This window comes from Alteromonas sp. Mac1 (genome assembly GCF_001562125.1).
Taxonomy (GTDB): domain Bacteria; phylum Pseudomonadota; class Gammaproteobacteria; order Enterobacterales; family Alteromonadaceae; genus Alteromonas; species Alteromonas stellipolaris.
Map to the genome: position 1 here is coordinate 515,105 of NZ_CP013932.1, position 19,061 is coordinate 534,165.

The 19,061-nt window shown below is 43.9% G+C and carries 16 protein-coding genes; 7 read left to right on the forward strand and 9 right to left on the reverse strand.

Annotation, left to right across the window (positions count from 1 at the left end):
* Window positions 1–22: 22 nt before the first annotated feature.
* The 8 genes from AV939_RS02085 to pilM form a co-directional block, all read right to left on the reverse strand.
* Window positions 23–1,549, reverse strand: coding sequence for an SPOR domain-containing protein (locus AV939_RS02085; protein WP_231751153.1), 1,527 nt, complete (start codon window positions 1,547–1,549; stop codon window positions 23–25).
* 73 nt (window positions 1,550–1,622) lie between these two features.
* Complete coding sequence (gene aroB / locus AV939_RS02090) at window positions 1,623–2,690, reverse strand: 3-dehydroquinate synthase (protein WP_061996902.1); 1,068 nt, start codon at window positions 2,688–2,690, stop codon at window positions 1,623–1,625.
* A gap of 27 nt (window positions 2,691–2,717) precedes the next feature.
* Window positions 2,718–3,233: a shikimate kinase AroK gene (gene aroK / locus AV939_RS02095; protein ID WP_057794370.1), complete on the reverse strand. Its 516-nt coding sequence runs from the start codon at window positions 3,231–3,233 to the stop codon at window positions 2,718–2,720.
* A 272-nt stretch (window positions 3,234–3,505) separates the two neighbouring features.
* Window positions 3,506–5,266 carry a type IV pilus secretin PilQ gene (locus AV939_RS02100; RefSeq protein ID WP_061996903.1) on the reverse strand — a complete coding sequence of 587 codons (1,761 nt, stop codon included), beginning with the start codon at window positions 5,264–5,266 and terminating at the stop codon, window positions 3,506–3,508.
* Complete coding sequence (locus AV939_RS02105; RefSeq protein WP_061996905.1) at window positions 5,266–5,796, reverse strand: pilus assembly protein PilP; 531 nt, start codon at window positions 5,794–5,796, stop codon at window positions 5,266–5,268. The genes AV939_RS02100 and AV939_RS02105 overlap by 1 nt, the downstream gene beginning before the upstream one ends.
* Window positions 5,796–6,407, reverse strand: a complete 612-nt coding sequence (locus AV939_RS02110; protein ID WP_061996908.1) for a type 4a pilus biogenesis protein PilO — start codon at window positions 6,405–6,407, stop codon at window positions 5,796–5,798. The genes AV939_RS02105 and AV939_RS02110 overlap by 1 nt, the downstream gene beginning before the upstream one ends.
* Window positions 6,407–6,988 (reverse strand): PilN domain-containing protein, encoded by a 582-nt coding sequence (locus tag AV939_RS02115; RefSeq protein ID WP_061996910.1) that lies wholly within the window; start codon window positions 6,986–6,988, stop codon window positions 6,407–6,409. The genes AV939_RS02110 and AV939_RS02115 overlap by 1 nt, the downstream gene beginning before the upstream one ends.
* A complete protein-coding gene (pilM, locus tag AV939_RS02120; protein ID WP_061996911.1) occupies window positions 6,976–8,043 on the reverse strand; it encodes a type IV pilus assembly protein PilM in 1,068 nt (355 codons plus the stop codon). Before pilM ends, AV939_RS02115 begins: the two co-directional genes overlap by 13 nt.
* Window positions 8,044–8,182: 139 nt before the next feature.
* On the opposite strand from pilM, the gene AV939_RS02125 reads away from it, so the two are divergent.
* From AV939_RS02125 to yghU, 4 genes are all read left to right on the forward strand, one after another.
* On the forward strand, window positions 8,183–10,861 hold the full coding sequence (locus AV939_RS02125) for a penicillin-binding protein 1A (protein ID WP_061996912.1): 2,679 nt from the start codon (window positions 8,183–8,185) through the stop codon (window positions 10,859–10,861).
* A 71-nt stretch (window positions 10,862–10,932) separates the two neighbouring features.
* Window positions 10,933–12,624: an NAD-dependent malic enzyme gene (locus AV939_RS02130; protein ID WP_057794356.1), complete on the forward strand. Its 1,692-nt coding sequence runs from the start codon at window positions 10,933–10,935 to the stop codon at window positions 12,622–12,624.
* Window positions 12,625–12,968: 344 nt separating this feature from the next.
* Complete coding sequence (locus AV939_RS20425; RefSeq protein WP_257721357.1) at window positions 12,969–13,097, forward strand: hypothetical protein; 129 nt, start codon at window positions 12,969–12,971, stop codon at window positions 13,095–13,097.
* 305 nt (window positions 13,098–13,402) lie between these two features.
* Window positions 13,403–14,260 carry a glutathione-dependent disulfide-bond oxidoreductase gene (gene yghU, locus AV939_RS02135; protein WP_061996914.1) on the forward strand — a complete coding sequence of 286 codons (858 nt, stop codon included), beginning with the start codon at window positions 13,403–13,405 and terminating at the stop codon, window positions 14,258–14,260.
* Between the two features lie 137 nt (window positions 14,261–14,397).
* On the opposite strand, the gene AV939_RS02140 is transcribed toward yghU, so the two are convergent.
* A complete protein-coding gene (locus AV939_RS02140; protein ID WP_061996915.1) occupies window positions 14,398–14,988 on the reverse strand; it encodes a TetR/AcrR family transcriptional regulator in 591 nt (196 codons plus the stop codon).
* Between the two features lie 152 nt (window positions 14,989–15,140).
* On the opposite strand from AV939_RS02140, the gene AV939_RS02145 reads away from it, so the two are divergent.
* From AV939_RS02145 to AV939_RS02155, 3 genes are all read left to right on the forward strand, one after another.
* On the forward strand, window positions 15,141–16,556 hold the full coding sequence (locus tag AV939_RS02145; protein WP_061996916.1) for a hypothetical protein: 1,416 nt from the start codon (window positions 15,141–15,143) through the stop codon (window positions 16,554–16,556).
* A 24-nt stretch (window positions 16,557–16,580) separates the two neighbouring features.
* On the forward strand, window positions 16,581–17,738 hold the full coding sequence (locus tag AV939_RS02150) for a DUF2855 family protein (protein ID WP_061996917.1): 1,158 nt from the start codon (window positions 16,581–16,583) through the stop codon (window positions 17,736–17,738).
* 312 nt (window positions 17,739–18,050) lie between these two features.
* Window positions 18,051–19,001, forward strand: a complete 951-nt coding sequence (locus AV939_RS02155; protein ID WP_061996919.1) for a choice-of-anchor A family protein — start codon at window positions 18,051–18,053, stop codon at window positions 18,999–19,001.
* Window positions 19,002–19,061: the final 60 nt, after the last annotated feature.

Here is a 19,061-nt window from a genome sequence, read left to right on the forward strand (position 1 = left end):
GTACAATGAGCACAACGTACTATTATTCGCCAGCTACCAGCGCCATTTCGTCTAAAATTTGCTGTCCACGTTTAATGAACGCTTCGTTTTTAGTCGGATAATCCGGTAGGGCAGATAACGCAGTACGAGCGTCAGTTAGTGATTTAAATGGTTGATGGAAAACCACCACATGCCAATCACCGCCATACCGTGTAGTCACATACTGTCGGGTAACGGCATACAAGTTATGTTGAGCAATAAATTGGCTAACAACGTTTTTATCTTTAATGCCTACCATCTGAATCACAAAATCGTTGGGCAAAACCATGTCAGGCTTTAAGATTTCTGTGATAGCGCTGGTAGGGGGAGTGCTGGTAGCCCTTTCACTTGTTGATCCACCATCACTTTGTGATTGCACTTGCACGCTGGCTTGTAGAGCCTTGGCGGTTTGCGTGCTTTCATTTAAAGCGGGTTTTGCCGCAACGCTATCAGGAGTGTTTAAAGTAGATGCACTATTAGCCCCTTCACTCGAGATTACTTGTTGTTGAGGCTCTTGATTGCTGATTTGCATTGGCGTGCCCGCTACCAGCGTATCAGGGCCAGAAGTGCTGTCTATCAGAGCGCTGTTTGTTACGTCGCCAGCTACTTTGCCATCTGCATCGCGATCAAGCGAGGAGACCGCACCTTTCCAGTCTGTCACGAGTTCTACATTGCTCTCATTGTCTGGAGTTGGCGCAATAGGCTGCTCAGCTTGATTATCTGCGACTTTGCTAAAAGCAGAGCCTGGTACCACATTCTCTGACTCAGAAGGCTTAGGTTGTTGTGCAATCGGTGAAAATAACGACGATATTGAATCGCCATACTGCCAAGTAACCAATCCGCCAAAGGTCAATAAAAATACCAAGGCTATAGCTATATAGAACCCCGTAGAGGTAAGTGGGTTAGACGGGGTGGCTTCGACAGGAAGATTCCGTTTATCAAGGTGAGCTTGAAACGCTTCTCGGCGCTGGGAAATCATCCTATCTAGTTCAGATCCTTGAGGCTTTGAAGTTTGAAGGTTTGAAGAAATAGATTGGCTACTAATAAGTAATGGGGTATCGGTATTTTTGGCTGGGAGCCATTTTTTGGCATTTTCAGCCCATTTGGTTGTGGCAAATAGCAATACATTCAAATGTTGCTTGTTACCCGCGAAGCGGCTTTGTAATACCAAATCCCATAGCTCTTGAAGCAGTTTGTCGGGCATGTGCTCGGCTTGCGTTATAGCAATGAGTACTGGCCCTTCATGGCTATTAAGTGCAGACAATAATTCATTAAGAGGGCGTACGAAACTACCTACTACTTGACCTAACAACTGGCGGCACAACTGACCACGGTAGTCAGAAATTTCCATATTAGATTCAGCGGTTAAATACGCTATCTCAGTATCGTCATGCTGCTGGTAAACGAAGGCTTCAAGAGTTTGCTGTTGCTCTGCAATAGAGTCGCCACTGACAAAAACCAGTTGAGAGGAATAATTAACTAAATACTCAAGACGTTCATGCAATTCACTGTGCATGCGCAATAACCCCATAAAGCCCAATACCTGTGTAAAGGGCTAGCAAATAAAACGAATGTAGGTGTTAGTTAGGTTTGCCAGTATACGGCTAGCGTAGAATTTTAGTAAGAATATCGTCAGTGACGTCTTTAGTGACAACTGCATTGCCCATATTCTTAGGAAGTACAAAACGAATATTACCGGCTTCTACTTTTTTGTCGCGCTTCATATGCTTTACATAATCTGCTTTACTCATTGTGCTAGGCCCTTCCACTGGAAGTGAAAATGCCTCAAAAAGTGAACGTACGCGACGAGTTTCTGACGCTGTAAACCAACCTAACTGCTCTGCAGCTACACAAGCAATTATAGTACCAGCTGACACAGCTTCGCCATGTAACCAGTTGCCATAGCCTTGTTCAGCTTCAATGGCGTGACCAAAGGTGTGACCTAAGTTTAAAATAGCTCTCAGGCCGCCTTCACGTTCATCTTTAGCAACCACTTCCGCTTTAATTTCACAGCAGCGTTTAATGGCAACATTGAGGGTTGATTCATCAAGCTGTTTTAGTGCTTGCTCATTCGCTTCAAGCCAAGAGAAAAAGGCTTCATCATAAATGATGCCGTATTTTATGACTTCCGCCATACCAGCAGAGAACTCACGGGGAGGTAGCGTAGACAGTGATTTGGTATCAATAGCGACCAAGATTGGCTGATAAAAAGCGCCAATCATGTTTTTGCCCAATGGGTGATTAACCGCGGTTTTACCACCTACAGAAGAATCTACTTGTGAAAGTAGGGTAGTGGGCACTTGAATAAAGGGTACGCCGCGTTGATATGTTGCAGCCACAAAACCACACAAATCGCCAATAACACCACCACCTAATGCAATAAGGGTGGTATCTCGAGCCGCGTTGAGTTCAAGCAAGCGGGTCATGACTACCTCGAATTGCTCGAGGTTTTTATATTGTTCACCGTCAGGCAATACAATGGTTTCAATTTGCTTGCTACCACATGCCGCTTTCACTGTATCGAGATATAATGGCGCAACAGTTTCATTGGTGACAATAACCGCCAATGGACCTTTTATATAAGGCACAAAAAGGCCAGGCTGCTTGAGCAACCCAGCCTCAATATGTATAGGATAGCTACGTTCGCCAAGTTCCACAGTTAAGGTTGACATGGGCGTAGCACCTCCTAATTATTTTATTTATAAACCGATTTTACTAATGATCTGATTTGCCACTGCGCGAGCAGATTGGTCATCAGTATCAACTACATAATCTGCAACTTCTTCGTAAAGAGGATTACGCAAATCTGCTAGATCGCGAAGTACTTGCTCCGGATCGTCGTTTTGAAGCAAAGGGCGACGCTTATCGCGCTGTGTTCGAGCAACTTGCTTATCAATCGTAGTTTGCAAGTAAACAACAATGCCTCGTGCAGACAAACGATTACGTACTGCTTTGGTTACAATTGAACCGCCGCCAGTGGCAAGCACGATACCCTGCTTGTCTGTTAAATCATTGATGATGTTTTCTTCACGTGCACGGAATCCATCTTCGCCTTCAAGGTCGAAGATCCAGGCGATATCAGCACCAGAACGGCGCTCTATTTCCTGATCGGAGTCATAAAAATCCAGGTGAAGTTCGTCTGCCAGGTGTCTACCGATGGTACTTTTGCCAGCACCCATTGGGCCAACCAAAAAGATATTACGTTTTTCAGCCATATTTGCTTATATCACAACTTTATCATGTTAGGGGCATGCACTGTTGCCTTACCAGCCTACCCATTGACTCGTGCTTATTTAATGTCCAATAAGCACTACTCCTTTAACCTCGCTAAAATTTCGAGACCGCGATTATCTCAGTTTCTAACAAGCCCTTGCAAGTATTGTTGAAAACAATTAGCACTATAATGTAAATACAGGGGGATTGCAGTACCAGAAAACGCAAAAAGCGGACTGCTCTCAGCCCGCATTTTACCTTGAATAATAGCTTGTTACGGTTTTTCTGTAATTATTTTCGGTGTTACAAATATAAGTAGCTCACGTTTCTCTTGAAACTCCGATGTATTGCGAAACAGCACACCTAAAAACGGCAGGTCACCAAATAATGGCACTTTGGATACGTTATCGGTACTCGTTTGCTGGAAAATACCGCCTAATACTATGGTTTCGCCGTTTTCTACCAAGACCTGAGTTTTGATTTCTTGCGTATCAATGGCAACGGCATCACCGGTAGAAGTAGACACTGTTTCACCACGCGTATCTTGCGTAACTACTAAATCCAAAATAATGCGATTATCTGGCGTAATTTGCGGTGTTACGCGAAGCGATAATACCGCTTTTTTGAATTCAACCGAAGTTGCGCCACTTGAGGTGGCTTGAACATAAGGTATTTCGGTTCCTTGTTCAATGTAGGCTTCTTGTTGGTTCGCCACGGTAATGCGTGGGCTGGCGATAATCTCACCTTTGTTTTCAGACTCAAGTGCAGATAGCTCTAAATCTAATATGGTGCCATCAACCAAGCTTGCGATTTGAAAGCCAATAGTGCCCGTTGCACCAGAAACCGGAAGGTTTACGTTTAGTCTGTCGTCAATACTCGGAATAGAGCCACCTGCAATAGCTTCAGCCCCTTCAATACTCCCTGAAACACCACTGTCACTTTCTCTATCGCTTAAGCCCCAGCGAACACCTAGCTCTTCATCCACGTTATCAAGTACGGTAACCATTCTGCTTTCAATTAATACTTGTTTAACTGGGATATCCAGCGCATCAATCATTTTTCTTGCTTCATCAATGGAAGGTAACGTATCTCGAATAAGCATAGTGTTAGTGCGTTCATCCACGGTAACTGTCCCGCGCTCAGATAAAATGCCGCCTTCTGAAGATTTCAAAATAGTCGCCAGGTTGGCTGCTTTAGCGTAATTTACCGAGATGTTGACTGTACTAAGCGGGGCTAGATCAGACACTTGCTTCTTTGACTGCAATGCCTGGGTTTCTCTGGCGGTTAGCTCTTCAGTTGGCGCAATCAATAGAATGTTGCCCTCTAAGCGTTTATCTAATCCTTTAACACGCAAAATCATATCAAGGGCTTGATCCCAAGGCACACCAGATAGGCTAATGGTGACATTTCCAGTCACTGTGTCTGTAGTCACTAAATTAAAGCCGTTAACTTGCGCGATAATTTGTAACACTTGACGTACAGGTACATCTTGAAAATCTAGCGAGATAGGGTCGCCTGTATAAGTTTTTTTGTTTTCTAACTCTTCTTGTTGCGACAAGCTCATCGGCTCAATTTTGATGCGAATGACGTTATCGTCTATCGCGTGGCGGGCTGTCACGGTATCGCTATAAAGAATCTCTATACGCGTACCTTTTTCATCTTGAAAGGTCTCAATGGTTGATACAGGCGTGGAAAACTCTGTTACGTTTAATTCAACGAGCTGACTGTCATCTAACACGCTATTAGCAAGGGTTATGGTAACCTTGCCTTGAGACTCAACGAGTTGCGGTGTAGGTGAAGCACCTTCAAAGGTGACTAACGTAACACCAATATTATTAGCTTCTCGAGTAAAGTCTATACCGGTAATTCGGGTTGAAGGAGTGTCGTCATTTGGGTCGTACAATACGGGTTCTAACGCTTTGGCGGGCGCAACATAAACCATCAATACCGTACAGATAGCAGCAAAGCCAAGCAACCAAGGCCAGCGAGAACTTCTACGATTTAAAGATTTGTTAAATAGGTAACGCTCAGCCATTATTTTTTCTCTCCTGACGTTGAGGTTTTGCTCAACGTTATCTCTTTTTTCTGCCAGCAACCTGCGCCATCAGGTATAAGCTGTTCTATTGTTAGTGAGTTTGGATTAATTCCAGTGATTTTACCGTAAAATAAACCGATGCGGCTGCCAATTTTGGCTTTATGTAGAATACCGTCATTACTGGTTACTAGCGCCCATTCAACGCCTTGGCTTTTAAAGTTTCCGGTTAATCCTAATGAGTCTAAGCCATACCTTTCCAATTTCTGCTTTGTGCGTTTAAAGTCAGGTTGAAAACAGTTTTGTTGTCGAGTTTGTGTCAGTGGTGGCGTGTTTTCTTTAGGCGAATCAAAAGGGCTAGGCAATTCGCTCGCCGAATATTCAAAGGTTTTAGGTGTAGCAAACTCAGGGTAGGGTTCAATGTTGTGAACCGCATTTTCGCTCACACTTTGCGTGTACGCCTGCAAGTCATCAAGTTTTGGCGAGCAAGCGGTTATCAAGACAACAGCAGCAAGAACTAAAAAATAGCGCATTACTTAGATCCCCCGCTTATACCGGTACTGTTTTCTGAGCGGTAGGTTTTTGCTTGTAATTGCAAGGTAAGCCCATTGCTTTCCCGTAAAATATCAAAGTCATGCAAGGTAACAATACGAGGAAGCCCAGCCACTTTAGAAACGAACTCTCCAAAATGGTGATAGCCACCACTGACTTCAATTTCAATAGGCAGTTCGGTGTAGAACTCTTTAGGCACCTCTTGTTGCCAGTTCAATAACTTAAAGGTAAGCCCTGAAGAGGTGCCCACATAAGTTATATCGTCTAGCAAGCCAGGGGTTTCATTGCTGGTGGGTAGGCTTTTCAGCATGGAAGAAAAGTCATCTTCTAGCTGTGCGAGCTGCTCTCGGTACGCTTCTTTATTTACCGCAATGCGGTACTTGGCTTCATATTGCAGTTTCAGCTCTTGTTCTTTTAATTCTGCAGCTTCTAGAATAGGAAGTTTTGGGTTTATAAGCAGGTAATAGCTAAGTGCACCAATTACGATTGCCACAAAGGCAGCTACCACTATACGTATTTCATTGGGCCAAATAGCAATTTGTTCAAAATCTAGTTCATTGAGTTCTTTAAGTTTTTCTACATCAAATTTCATTAGTTTGTCTCCCCTTCAGCATCTTGCTTCAACGGTGATACCGAGTCGCTAACCATGAAGGTAAGCGTGAAGGTGCTAATTGCACGAGAGGCATTGGTGTCTGCTTTTATAGAAGACAATTCAGCTCCAACAAAAACATCTGAATTATCTAATGAGCGCATGAAATCAGAAAGTCGGTTATTTGAATCGCTGATACCTTCAATTTGTAATTTATTACCTATGCGCTTCATGGATTGGAAGGTCACGCCCACAGGTACGATTTTAGCAAGCTCATCAAATATTATGGCTGCCACATTTCGGCTAGCCTGTAATTGCTCAATAAGGGCCATGCGCTGTTCAATCGCATTTTTGCTTTCTTTAATATTTTTTATATCTGCAATTTGCGTATCTAATAAGCCAATCTCTCGCTCAAGAAACTGGTTTCTTGAATTCTGGTGATTAATTTGTTGGTCGATGGCTTGACCGATAAACCAAAAAATTAACCCCATAATAGCGGCAACGGCAACTAGGGCCATTAGATACTGCTGCTTTTGATGTTGGCGTTGTTGTTCGCGCCAAGGAAGTAAGTTTACATGTGCCATGATGTGAAACTCCGGCTAGCAAGGCCTGCAGCTATAGTGAGCTGTGGGGCGATACGACGTAACCGTTGTGAATCTAACTTAGGGTTCATGGTCATGCCCAAAAAGGGGTCGAATACATCAACTTGTAGGCCTAAGTCTTGGCGTAATATGTCTACTAAAGGTTGGATAGTGGCAGCGCCGCCGCAAAGTAAAATTTTTGCAGGGCGGTCAACATGAAATGTTGTCATGTACATTTGCAATGCACGATTGATGTTCTGTTGTAAATTAGCGGCAAAGATAGGTAATACTTCATCTACCCAGCTGTTAGATGATGAATCATCCATTAATAAACGTTCGGCTTCTTCACGCTCAATCATTTGAATAGCGCTAATATCGTTGACTAAGTTATTTAGCCCGAATGCGTGTTCTTTTGTGTAGACCACGTTGCTGTTACGTACCACACTGATTTGAAGCAATGAGGCACCAACATTAATGGCACAAATGGCTTCATCTTCTACTTTTCCATTGTAGAAAAAGTCGATGGCATTCCCAATCGCGTAATTTTCAACATCAACAATTTTAGGTTCGAAATCGGCTTCGCGAGACAGCAGTAATCGGCTATCTACTAAATCTTTATGAGCAGCTGTTAATAGAACATTGACCTTGCCAGAATGGGTTTCACTGGGGCCAAGCTCTTCGAAATCCAAATAAACCTCTTCAAGGGGAAAAGGAATAAGGCTGTCGGCTTCAATTTCTATCTGGCTTTCAAGTTCATAATCATTTTGGTCGGGTTCCATATAAACGATTTTGCTGATTACCGATGTACCCGCTACCGCGACATTAGCTTGCTTTATTTTAGTTTTTAAGCTGTTACGCACTTTTTTAAGTGCTAAACTTACCGCCTCGTAATCTTTAATATCGCGCTCTGAAAAAGCAACTTTATTGATAGATTCACATGCATAGCCTTGAAGCATGTAGCCATTGACTGAATGTTCTAGCCATACCGCTTTTATTTGACGTGTGCCTATGTCTAAACCCACAATGGGAGGCATCTTTTTCTTGAACAGCGATTTCATTTACAAGTGTCCAGTTTCAATGGTAATTGCTCTAAAGTACAATATTACTCAGTTTTTATTGTGCGTATGGTTCTATTGATAACACATACGTATGAAAATATACGTCATTTTCGCAAAAATGCCTTGGTATCCTTAAATTGTGAAGTACATTAAACCGTTATTATTATTCTTTGTCATCTCCGGCCTTATTGGTTGTGTCGCGCTTGTTGGTATTTACTTTTATATCAAACCTAACCTACCAAGCGTCACTGTACTTAAGGATGTTAGACTCCAAACGCCCATGCAGATATATACCCATGATGGAAAATTAATTTCCCAGTATGGGGTTAAACGGCGGATACCCGTAAAACTTGAGGAAGTGCCTGAACAATTAGTCCACGCGATATTGGCGACAGAGGACAGTCGCTTCTTTGAACATCACGGTATTGACCCTATCGGTATCGCCCGTGCAGCGTTGAGCTTAATTCTTACGGGTGAAAAAAGGCAAGGTGCGAGCACATTAACCATGCAGCTTGCTCGAGGCTTCTTTTTAAGTCGAGAAAAAACATATATTCGTAAGGTAAAAGAGATATTTATCGCTTGGCACATGGAGCAGGAACTCAGTAAAGAAGAGATACTTGAACTTTATTTGAATAAAGTTGAGCTAGGTCATCGTTCGTTTGGCTTCGGTGCTGCCGCCCAAGTATATTACGGTAAATCTCTTAATGAACTTACATTGGCACAACTTGCTACTATTGCTGGCCTTCCAAAAGCGCCTTCAGCACTAAACCCTATTACTGATCCTGAAGCATCCGCAGGTCGCCGCCGCGTGGTGTTGCTGCGTATGCTTGATGAAGAATACATATCTAAAGCAGACTTTGATAGTGCGGCAAGCGCGCCTATAACTGCGCGTAAGCATGGTGCAGAAATTGAAGTGGATGCGCCATATTTGGCCGATATCATCTATAACGAAATGGTCGACATTTACGGTAAAGATGAAGCTGAAACCGGTGGCTATCAAGTTTATGCGACCGCAGGTTCCGACTTGCAGCTTGCTGCTCAGCGGGCGGTGGTCAGGAATCTTCACGACTATGATGAGCGTCATGGTTACAAAGGACCACTGGGCTATTTGTGGGATGCCCCATCGCCAGATAGCCAAGATGAGCCAGTGCCGCAGCTTTCTTTAAATACCGATATCAGTGATAAGTTGCTTGCCAGTGATTGGAGCGAGCGCGAAATGCTTGCTGCGCTGTCACAAGTGCCGTACATAAAGCCTCTTGTGCCAGCAGTTGTGCTTTCAGCAGCTGAACAATCGATTGATGTGCTCGATGTAAACGGCGAGAAGCGCACAATTACCTGGGAAGGCTTAGACTGGGCTAGACGCTATATTACCGACTTTAGGCAAGGCAGTGAGCCTGAAACTGCATCGGATATTACGCAACCTGGCGCGGTTATTTATATTCGTGAGCAGGACGACGCATGGCGTATCGCACAACTCCCTGAAGTGAGCGGAGCCTTTATTGCGCTCAACCCACGAAATGGTGCGGTTGAAGCGGTAGTTGGCGGGTATAGCTTTTATCAAAGCCAGTTTAATCGTGCCACACAGGCTAAACGACAAGTAGGCTCTAACATTAAGCCCTTTATTTATTCTGCGGCTATAGACAGTGGGTACACCCTTGCTTCCATTATTAATGATGCACCTATTAACCAATGGAATGCGGCGACCGGTGTTGCGTGGCGCCCCCAAAATTCACCGGCTGAGTACGATGGCCCTATTCGTATGCGTAAAGCCTTGGGTAAATCAAAAAACGTAGTGTCAGTTCGTCTATTGCGGGGGGTTGGGCTTCGTAAAGCGGCCGATTATCTTACCCGCTTTGGTTTTGATCCAGACGATATCCCGTTAGATGAAACCGTATCGTTAGGCTCTAGCTCTCATACCCCGCTAGAGGTGGTTCGTGGTATGTCAGTTATTGCTAATGGCGGCTACTTAGTAAACCCTCACTTTATCGCTAAAGTGCTGGATGAACATAATCAAGTATTGTGGCAAGCCAATCCTGTATGGGCATGCGACAATTGCACCAAGGCTCATGCACCTGAAAGCTATCCAGAAAGTGATTTAGATAGCGGTTTGGACAACAATGAGGTTGATGTAGAAGCCTTACTCGAAGCCCAGCTCAATAAAGATGTGTTGCTCGCTGAAAACGAAACAGCTGAAAAGCAAAGTGCGCCGCAAGTTATTACCGCACAAAATGCTTTCTTGGTCGGTGAGATGATGCGTACCGGTGTGCGAGCAAATGGGAATTGGAGTAAGAAGACCTATTGGCTTGGTACAGGTTGGCGAGCACGAAATATTCTTCAGCGCACTGATATTGCCGGTAAAACCGGTACCACGAACGATTCAAGAGATACGTGGTTCAGTGGTTTCCAAAAAGATATCGTTGCGACTGCGTGGGTGGGTTTTGACAACATGGGCAGACAACTTGGCCGCGCGACCCGCAACCAAAACCTCGTCAATCGCAATCCTGAAAAATTCAATTGGATTGGTAATGCGTTAATTGGTACCGAAGACGGTGCCAAAGCAGCAGGTCCGGCATGGATAAGATTTATGGAATATGCGTTGGCAGGGAAGCCTCATTCACCTATCCCTGTACCTGAGAAAATAGTACGAGTTCGCATTGATCGTACCAGTGGGAAGTTGACCCGAAGGACAGACCATACGACACTGTTCGAATATTTCTTGCAAGGCACTGAACCCACCTCATATGTTCTTGATGATGAAGTGGTCGACCCTGCCTCGCAAAATAAAACAACGACGCCTGAACCTGAAGAAATATTTTAATAAAGAGCGTGCAAAAGCACGCTCAGCAGGTTGCTGCTAAGTGATTGCCTGTAAAAACAACCGGATAACCCATGTCAGAAGATTCAAATCGATATCTTTATATTCCTCATGCTGGCCCCTCGCTGCTGGAAACGCCCCTATTAAATAAGGGCAGTGCCTTTACTTCCAGAGAACGTGCTGCATTTAACTTAACCGGCTTAGTACCGCCTCGCTACGAAAGTATCGAAGAGCAAGTTGAGCGCGCGTACATGCAATACAGTAGCTTCGACGAAGTTCTGAATAAGCATATCTATTTACGCGCCATTCAAGATAACAACGAAACCCTGTTTTATCGTCTTATTCAAAAGCATATTGATGAGATGATGCCAATTATATACACCCCAACTGTGGGTGATGCCTGTGAGCAGTTTTCAGACATTTATCGTAGTTCTCGCGGGTTATTTGTGTCGTGGGAAGAGCGCCATCAAATAGATGATATTGTTCGCAACGCCACCAAGCGTAAAGTGAAAGTTATTGTCGTGACCGATGGTGAGCGAATTCTTGGTCTTGGTGACCAAGGTATTGGTGGTATGGGTATTCCAATCGGTAAGCTTTCGCTTTATACCGCCTGTGGTGGTATTAGCCCAGCTTATACCTTGCCGGTTATGCTTGATGTAGGAACGAACAACGAGAAGTTACTTAACGACCCTATGTACATGGGGGCACGTCATCCTCGTATTGGCCAAGAAGACTACGATGAATTTGTCGATATGTTCATTCAGGCAGTAAAGCGTCGCTGGCCTGAAGTGATGATTCAGTTTGAAGATTTTGCACAGCCTAACGCGATGCCCTTGCTGAACCGCTATCGCAATCAAGTGTGCTGCTTTAACGACGATATTCAAGGCACTGCTGCGGTTACATTAGGTACCATTTTAGCGGCATGTCGCATGAAGCGACAAAAGCTATCAGACATGAAAGTAGTGTTTGTTGGGGCAGGTTCAGCCGGCTGCGGTATTGCTGAAATGCTTATCCAACAAATGGTGCATGAAGGTATTAGCGATGCACAGGCGCGTAAACAAGTCTTCATGGTAGACCGCTTCGGCCTAGTAACTGAAGGCATGGAAGGGTTACGTGACTTCCAGCAAAAACTAAGTCAACAGTTAGTCGACCTTGAAAGCTGGACCTTTAGCGGTGATTACGCATCGCTACTTGATGTTATGCACTGCGCCAAGCCAGATATTCTTATTGGTGTATCGGGGCAACCTGGTTTGTTCACCGAGCAGGTGGTTCGTGCCATGAAGCAAAACTGTGAATTACCTATTATCTTTCCATTAAGTAACCCGTCTCGTCAGGTTGAAGCGCGGCCAGAGCAAGTTATCGAATGGACTGATGGCGAAGTGGTTATTGCAACGGGAAGCCCGTTCAAGCCCGTTGAGTATAAAGGTAAAGTATTCACCATTGCCCAGTGTAATAACTCGTATATATTCCCTGGTATAGGTCTTGGTGTCGTTGCTGCAAAAGCAAAATTAATCAGTGATGAAATGCTGATGGCTGCAAGTAATGCACTTGCTGATGCGTCGCCGCTGGTAAACACTGGCGAAGGTTCCTTGTTGCCGCCATTGGGTGCTATTGCTGAGCTTAGCCGCAAAATAGCCTTTGAGGTGGGTAAGGTTGCCATGGCACAAGGGCTAGCCCTTGAGATGTCAGACGATGCATTGAATGACCATATTGAACGTAATTTTTGGAAAGCTGAATACAGACCTTACAAGCGCGTTAGCATTTAAACTAATGTGCGTTTAATAAAAGTCTACGAGAGCAGCCCTAGGGCTGCTTTTTTTATCCCTTCTGTCAGGTTTTGCTAATTCAAATACACTGACTATTTTACTTCATGTTTTAAGTCTAGGTTTTTAATTCAAACTTCGGACGTTCCCCTAGTCAGTAATAAAGTGTTGCGAGAGTGCAACATTTTCTCAGTGCCACTTATCTCACGTACCGCGAGATTTTTCATAAGTATCTGATATTATTTAAATTGTTGTGGTGGCACAATTGCTGCTTACTCTTAATCGAGAACACAGCAATAGCTGCATCGGTATTGTGACTCAAAGCAATACCCACAGGGAGGAACCGTATGTTTGCAATAGTAAGGAATTTCACTAAAACCATTTTTGCTAATGAGATTATGTCTAATGAGCTCATGTCGAACGATTTCAATACGTGCATGTTGCTTGATGCACTGTCCTCTTTGGAACAAGACTAGGCTTTCTAAAGCAGTAGTTAGCACTTGTTAAAAAATTCGGTTACTGGTGATGCTCGTTGTAGCGAATACGCTATTAAATAGCACGCACCCAATAACCACACAGTTTGCGGGCAATGGATTGCGCGCCTTTTATTCAAGCAGGGGCAGTTTATAATACGTGTTAAGCGATTTTATTCTGTCTTCTTTGTGAATTATCCCAGCGAGAAGCGCTTGGTCGTATATCATTCATCCAATCCCTTGTAATTTCATATTCAGTACACACATCAAATTTATAATCATGCTAACGCGATAGAAAAGGATCTGATATGTCTGACAGTAATACTTACACGCCTCCAAAAGTATGGAGCCAAAATGAAGATGACGGTAACAAATGGGCTAGTATCAATCGCCCTGTATCGGGTGCCACCCATGAGCAAGAACGCTCTGTAGGGCAGCATCCACTTCAGCTTTATTCTTTGGCTACTCCCAACGGTCAAAAAGTGACTATCATGTTGGAAGAGCTTTTAGCTGCAGGTATTACAGACGCCAATTACGATGCGTGGTTGGTTAACATTGGCGAAGGGGATCAATTTTCATCTGGCTTCGTTGATGTAAATCCGAATTCTAAAATTCCTGCTATGGTAGATACATCAACTACACCAGAAACAAAGCTATTTGAATCGGGTTCGATACTGCACTATTTAGCGGAAAAGTTTGATGTATTTATTCCTAAAGATCCTGCTGCAAAAGTAGAGTGTTTTAATTGGTTGTTCTGGCAAGTAGGTTCAGCACCTTACTTAGGCGGCGGTTTTGGTCACTTCTATAGTTATGCACCGTACCCAATGGAATATCCTATTAACCGATTTACCATGGAAGTAAAACGTGAGCTAGATGTGCTAGACAAACATCTCGCCAAAAATACCTATTTTGCCGGTGACGAGTACAGTATTGCTGATATGGCTATTTGGCCATGGTATGGCAACTTAGTACTTGGAAATCTGTACGACGCAGCAACTTTCTTACAAGTTAAAGATTACAAACATGTTCTACGCTGGGCTACAGAAATTGAGGCTCGCCCTGCAGTACAGCGCGGCGTAATTGTTAATCGTACGTGGGGCGATGCGCAGCTTAAAGATAGGCATAGCGCGAAAGACATCGATGATGCGCTAAACGAAGCGAAATAAGCCGCGAACTTTGCTTTGAGTCAGCAACACATAGGTTGTCACCTAACTCGAGCCTACTCGTGGTAGGCTGGTAAATGTGTTGCTGCTTTGCAGTCTTTTTATGAGCGTCTTTAACAAGCGTCTTTAACAAGCGTCCATTATAAATGACTGTTGTGCGTAGCAACCAGCGCGTAAACGTGCAGCCGAATAGCATTCAATGCCCGCGCCTTCCAGTCCACCCAATTAATTCTATTGCGAATTTCATGTTGGTTTAGACTTATATAACCATGACACAACGCCCAAATTTGCATGGCTATATCTTGACGCTCTTCTACAGCAATCTCTTTTTTAATTATCGCTGAAACCACTTTAGTTAACGTAATAAACGCCTTTTCCCCTGCAGCAATTGCGTCCTCACTCGGGGTGTAGTCTTTAAGGTTAGACCCAAATATCAAATTGTAATGCGCTGCATGTGCTTCAGAGAATCGCAGTACGTGTTCGCAGGCATTTAGTAACCGGTCTGATGGGGTATTACCCTCTGACTTTTTCATCATCTCATCGACAAGGGTAAAGCCTTCAATATATAGGGCATCAAGAATACCTTGCTTCCCCTTAAAGTGGCTGTAAATGCCAATGGTAGACATACCAGCGCCCTCAGCAATAGCACGTACACTTAATGCATGGGTGCCCCCTTTCAAAAACAAGGTCGAAGCCGCTTCTAAAATTTTCTGACGAGTATCTTTTTTCATTTACATTGAATTTACATGTTGCGCAATATAACGGCGTTATATATATTGAATATAACACTGTTATATTCAATCGTTCCATTAGATTGTCGTTTAGCGTGATTACATTCTATAAACCCGCGTGCAGGCAGGTTCATACATAAAGGACATAGTATATGAAAGCAGAACAATTAACTTGCGATTATTTGATTGTGGGAAGTGGGGCGGTAGGCATGGCATTTGCCGATGTACTGCTCAGTGAAACCGATGCCAGCATTATCATAGTCGATAAATACGCTAAGCCTGGTGGTCATTGGAACTTAGCTTATCCTTTTGTCACCCTACATCAGCCTTCTGCTTTTTATGGTGTTTGTTCACGAGAGTTAAATCGCGGCGTAATTGATAAAACAGGAATGAATGAAGGATTAATGGGGCTGGCCTCTGGTGCTGAGGTGAGTGCCTATTTTGATGCAGTCATGCAAGAGACCTTTTTACCCTCAGGTCGCGTACAGTATTTTCCTCTCAGCCAATACGAAGGCGATGGCAAATTTACTAATATCACGGGCAATAAAACCTTTGAGGTTACCGTTAATAAAAAAATCGTGGATGCGACCTACTTAAAAACCAGCATTCCCATTACCCACAAGCCTAGCTTTACACTTGATGAAAATGTTGATTTTACGCCAGTAAACACCTTAACCCAACGTGTACGTGGGCATAAAAACTATGTGGTTATAGGCGGCGGTAAAACGGGGATCGACACTTGTTTATGGTTGCTTAGCAATCTTGTAAACCCTGAAAACATCCATTGGGTGGTATCGCGGGATGCATGGCTGCTTAATCGAAAAAACACCCAGCCACTAGATGACTTTTTCTTCGATACCATCGGTGCGCAAGCGAACCAAATGGAAGCTATTGCTCAGTCGACCTCTATTGATGATATGTTCGATAAATTAGAGGAAAAGGGCGTGATGCTGCGTATAGATAAAGACGTCAGGCCTGCTATGTTCCATGGCGCAACGGTAAGTGAAGCCGAATTAGCGGCACTGCAAACCCTACCCAATATTATTCGCCATGGCAGAGTGACCCATGTGTCAAAAGAGGCACTTACGTTCGAGGATACTCAGTGGGCAATGCCAGAAGATGCTTTGGTGGTGGACTGTTCGGCGTCAGCACTCACAAATCTAGAGATAAAGCCTGTTTTTGAGGGCAATACTATTACGCCGCAAACCGTGCGAGCTTACCAACCGGTGTTCAGTGCGGCGCTAATTGCGCATGTTGAAGCAGCCTATGATGATGAAGCTACCAAACAGAAACTGACCCAAGTTGTCCCTTTGCCCAATCGTGATATTGACTGGGTACCTATGACAGCAGCCATGCTGCGAAATATGCATATTTGGGGCGAGGCACCTGAGCTTCGAGCATGGATCCACAATTGTAGGCTCGATGGGTTTTCCAAAATTGTTCATGGAGTGGCCAGAGACGATATGCCGAAACTACAAGTGTTAGGGCGCCTTAAAGCCGCGTCGCAACCTGCTATGGGGAAACTCATGGAGTACATGCATATGCTATCAGCCAGTGGCAAACTCTAATTCTAAGAAAAAGGGAACAAGGTTATGCAACAGTTTCAAGTTGATAAACAAGACTTAAGCCAACACCGTATAGTCGCGACAGAAAACACCGATCTTTCTAATCAAGGGCTGTCGAAAGAGGGCGTGACTTTTGAAGTAGAGCGTTTTGCGTTTACCGCCAACAATCTCACTTATTTCATGATGGGTGAAAAGCTTGGATATTGGCAGTTTTTTCCAGCGGTTTCCGACAAAGCTCTTGCCGACAAAGCTGCTTCCAACAAACCACTTGAGAGCAACGTCAACAATAAGTGGGGGGTTATTCCTGTGTGGGGTATTGGGAAGGTGTCAGCGTCTAGCGCAGAGGGAGTGGACGTAGGCAGCCGTTATTTTGGGTATTTCCCGCCTGCCACGCACCTGCATATGGACGCCATTGCTTTTGCTCAAGGAAATCTGATAGATACCAGCGCGCATAGAAATTCATTACCGCAGGGTTATAACATGTATCGCCCGTTAGAAAGTGGCGGTGATAAGACCCAGTCACACCGTGAAAACCTGCAAATGTTACTGTGGCCTTTATACATTACATCTTATTGTTTATGGGATTTAATCGACCAGTACAACGCGCCTAAGCCAAAACAAGTGATTGTATTAAGTGCATCAAGCAAAACCAGTTTAGGGTTGGCCTATGCCCTTAAAAAAGATGACTATCACGTGGTAGGTGTAACTTCTGGTAAAAGCCAAGAGTTTGTTGAGGGACTAGATGTTTACAATCAAGTGGTTTGCTATGACAACCTAGATGACATCCACAGTAAAGCCAGTATTGTGGTAGATATGTCGGGAAACAGTGAGGTTAAGCAGCGGCTAAAGACAAGGCTTGGTGACGACCTAATGCGCTATGTGCAAGTGGGATTAACACATTGGCAAGACGCGGGCACAGAGGATGGCGCTGAAAATACCGAAGACGCCTCTGGCAATAGCGATGAGTTCTTCTTCGCACCAGCGCACATTCAAACCAGAATGACGGAATTAGGTGCAAGTAAATTTCACGCACAAAGCGGGGCTTTTGTAAAAGAAGCCATGTTGTGGACCTCTTCATGGTTGTCAGTAAAAGAGCATAAAAATATTGCGTCGTTAATACAAAACTTTACCGCTATTTGTCGCGGTGATGTTTCACCACACGAAGGGCTGATATTTATACCATAATCATAATAAAATTTGCGTTCACTCCTATCAAATAAGTGGGTAGGCGCATCGCTTTTTGGGACACCAACTCAAAGTAGCTTTCGCACCAGGTTGGTGCTTTTAGTTAATTTCATGTAAAAAATATTGTCAGTTGTCAATGATTTTTACATTTTTTCAGTTGGTATTAGGTTTTATTTCATAAACTTCATTAAAGTCATAGGGTTGAATTTATGGTATGAATTTTGCTTTTGTTGCGGCAATGCACAAGTTTTGACTTAATTTCCTAAGTTGATGGACTTGTTTGAACTTCATACAAATATAAGGCAGTACGTGATGTTTCGCTTAGTCGTATTAGTGATATCGTTGTTTACATTTGTAGCTTCAGTGAGCGCCGCAGAGTCTACTTCAAGTACGCTGGGTACTTACAACCTCATCTTGTTGGAAGATTATAACTTTCAAGGTGGAGATGTGCAGGGCCAAGTCCTTATCGGTGGTGACTTAAACGCTAATGGTCGCGCGGTTGAGTTTGGTAGTCGGCTAGCAAATACAGACACTGCCATCGATGCCGTTACTATTATGGGTGACGTAAATGCCAATCAAATTCGCGTATTAAATGACAATAACTTGGTTTACGGTGGCGCGCTTAATGTGTCGCATGTAGAACTGAATGACGGTAATGATGGCGAAGCGATTTATAATGCCAACCTCAGTATTGATGAAGTAGCGGCCTCGCTGCACGCCGATTCAGCTTACTTTGCCAGTCTTAGCGCGAATGGCACATACAGTGATGGCATATTTAATTATGTAGGTACAGACAGCGTTGCAGTATTTAATGTATCCGCTGGCGATATCTTCGCGCAAAACAGTAATTTATCGCTGAACTGGGGCGATGCAGAAACCGTTATCATTAATGTTTCAGCAGGTGATGCTGTTGCGAATGACATCGTAGTGGGTGGTGGTGTAAACCTAAACAATGGTTTCAACGGTAGCGAAGCATTTTCAAATGTACTGTGGAACTTCTACGACGCAGAAAGTATTGATTTTAATAGTTTAGCTGTTAAAGGTTCGGTGCTAGCCCCTCTAGCGACAACCCGAGGTGGTGCGTCGTTTGATGGTTCTTTCGCCGCGGTTTCATATACAGGCGCTCGTGAATTTCATAACTATGTATTTAATTACGAGACACCTTCAGCGCCTCCGGTAGTAACTGTCCCAGAGCCGCCTACCATTGCAGTATTGGCGTTGTTCTTGTTATTCTTAAGCTTTAGAAGAGTACGCCGCTACTAGTGTATCGAGCGACTGCCTATAGCAGAGCATGTTACTTAATGAGTAAAACCTCGCCCCTGA

Excerpts from the sequence above, each read along its gene's own strand:
- AV939_RS02085 (WP_231751153.1), bottom strand. The coding sequence starts at position 1,549 with ATGGGGTTATTGCGCATGCACAGTGAATTGCATGAACGTCTTGAGTAT.
- aroB (WP_061996902.1), bottom strand. The coding sequence starts at position 2,690 with ATGTCAACCTTAACTGTGGAACTTGGCGAACGTAGCTATCCTATACAT.
- aroK (WP_057794370.1), bottom strand. The coding sequence starts at position 3,233 with ATGGCTGAAAAACGTAATATCTTTTTGGTTGGCCCAATGGGTGCTGGC.
- AV939_RS02100 (WP_061996903.1), bottom strand. The coding sequence starts at position 5,266 with ATGGCTGAGCGTTACCTATTTAACAAATCTTTAAATCGTAGAAGTTCT.
- AV939_RS02105 (WP_061996905.1), bottom strand. The coding sequence starts at position 5,796 with ATGCGCTATTTTTTAGTTCTTGCTGCTGTTGTCTTGATAACCGCTTGC.
- AV939_RS02110 (WP_061996908.1), bottom strand. The coding sequence starts at position 6,407 with ATGAAATTTGATGTAGAAAAACTTAAAGAACTCAATGAACTAGATTTT.
- AV939_RS02115 (WP_061996910.1), bottom strand. The coding sequence starts at position 6,988 with ATGGCACATGTAAACTTACTTCCTTGGCGCGAACAACAACGCCAACAT.
- pilM (WP_061996911.1), bottom strand. The coding sequence starts at position 8,043 with ATGAAATCGCTGTTCAAGAAAAAGATGCCTCCCATTGTGGGTTTAGAC.
- AV939_RS02130 (WP_057794356.1), top strand. The coding sequence starts at position 10,933 with ATGTCAGAAGATTCAAATCGATATCTTTATATTCCTCATGCTGGCCCC.
- AV939_RS20425 (WP_257721357.1), top strand. The coding sequence starts at position 12,969 with ATGTTTGCAATAGTAAGGAATTTCACTAAAACCATTTTTGCTAATGAG.
- yghU (WP_061996914.1), top strand. The coding sequence starts at position 13,403 with ATGTCTGACAGTAATACTTACACGCCTCCAAAAGTATGGAGCCAAAAT.
- AV939_RS02140 (WP_061996915.1), bottom strand. The coding sequence starts at position 14,988 with ATGAAAAAAGATACTCGTCAGAAAATTTTAGAAGCGGCTTCGACCTTG.
- AV939_RS02145 (WP_061996916.1), top strand. The coding sequence starts at position 15,141 with ATGAAAGCAGAACAATTAACTTGCGATTATTTGATTGTGGGAAGTGGG.
- AV939_RS02150 (WP_061996917.1), top strand. The coding sequence starts at position 16,581 with ATGCAACAGTTTCAAGTTGATAAACAAGACTTAAGCCAACACCGTATA.
- AV939_RS02155 (WP_061996919.1), top strand. The coding sequence starts at position 18,051 with ATGTTTCGCTTAGTCGTATTAGTGATATCGTTGTTTACATTTGTAGCT.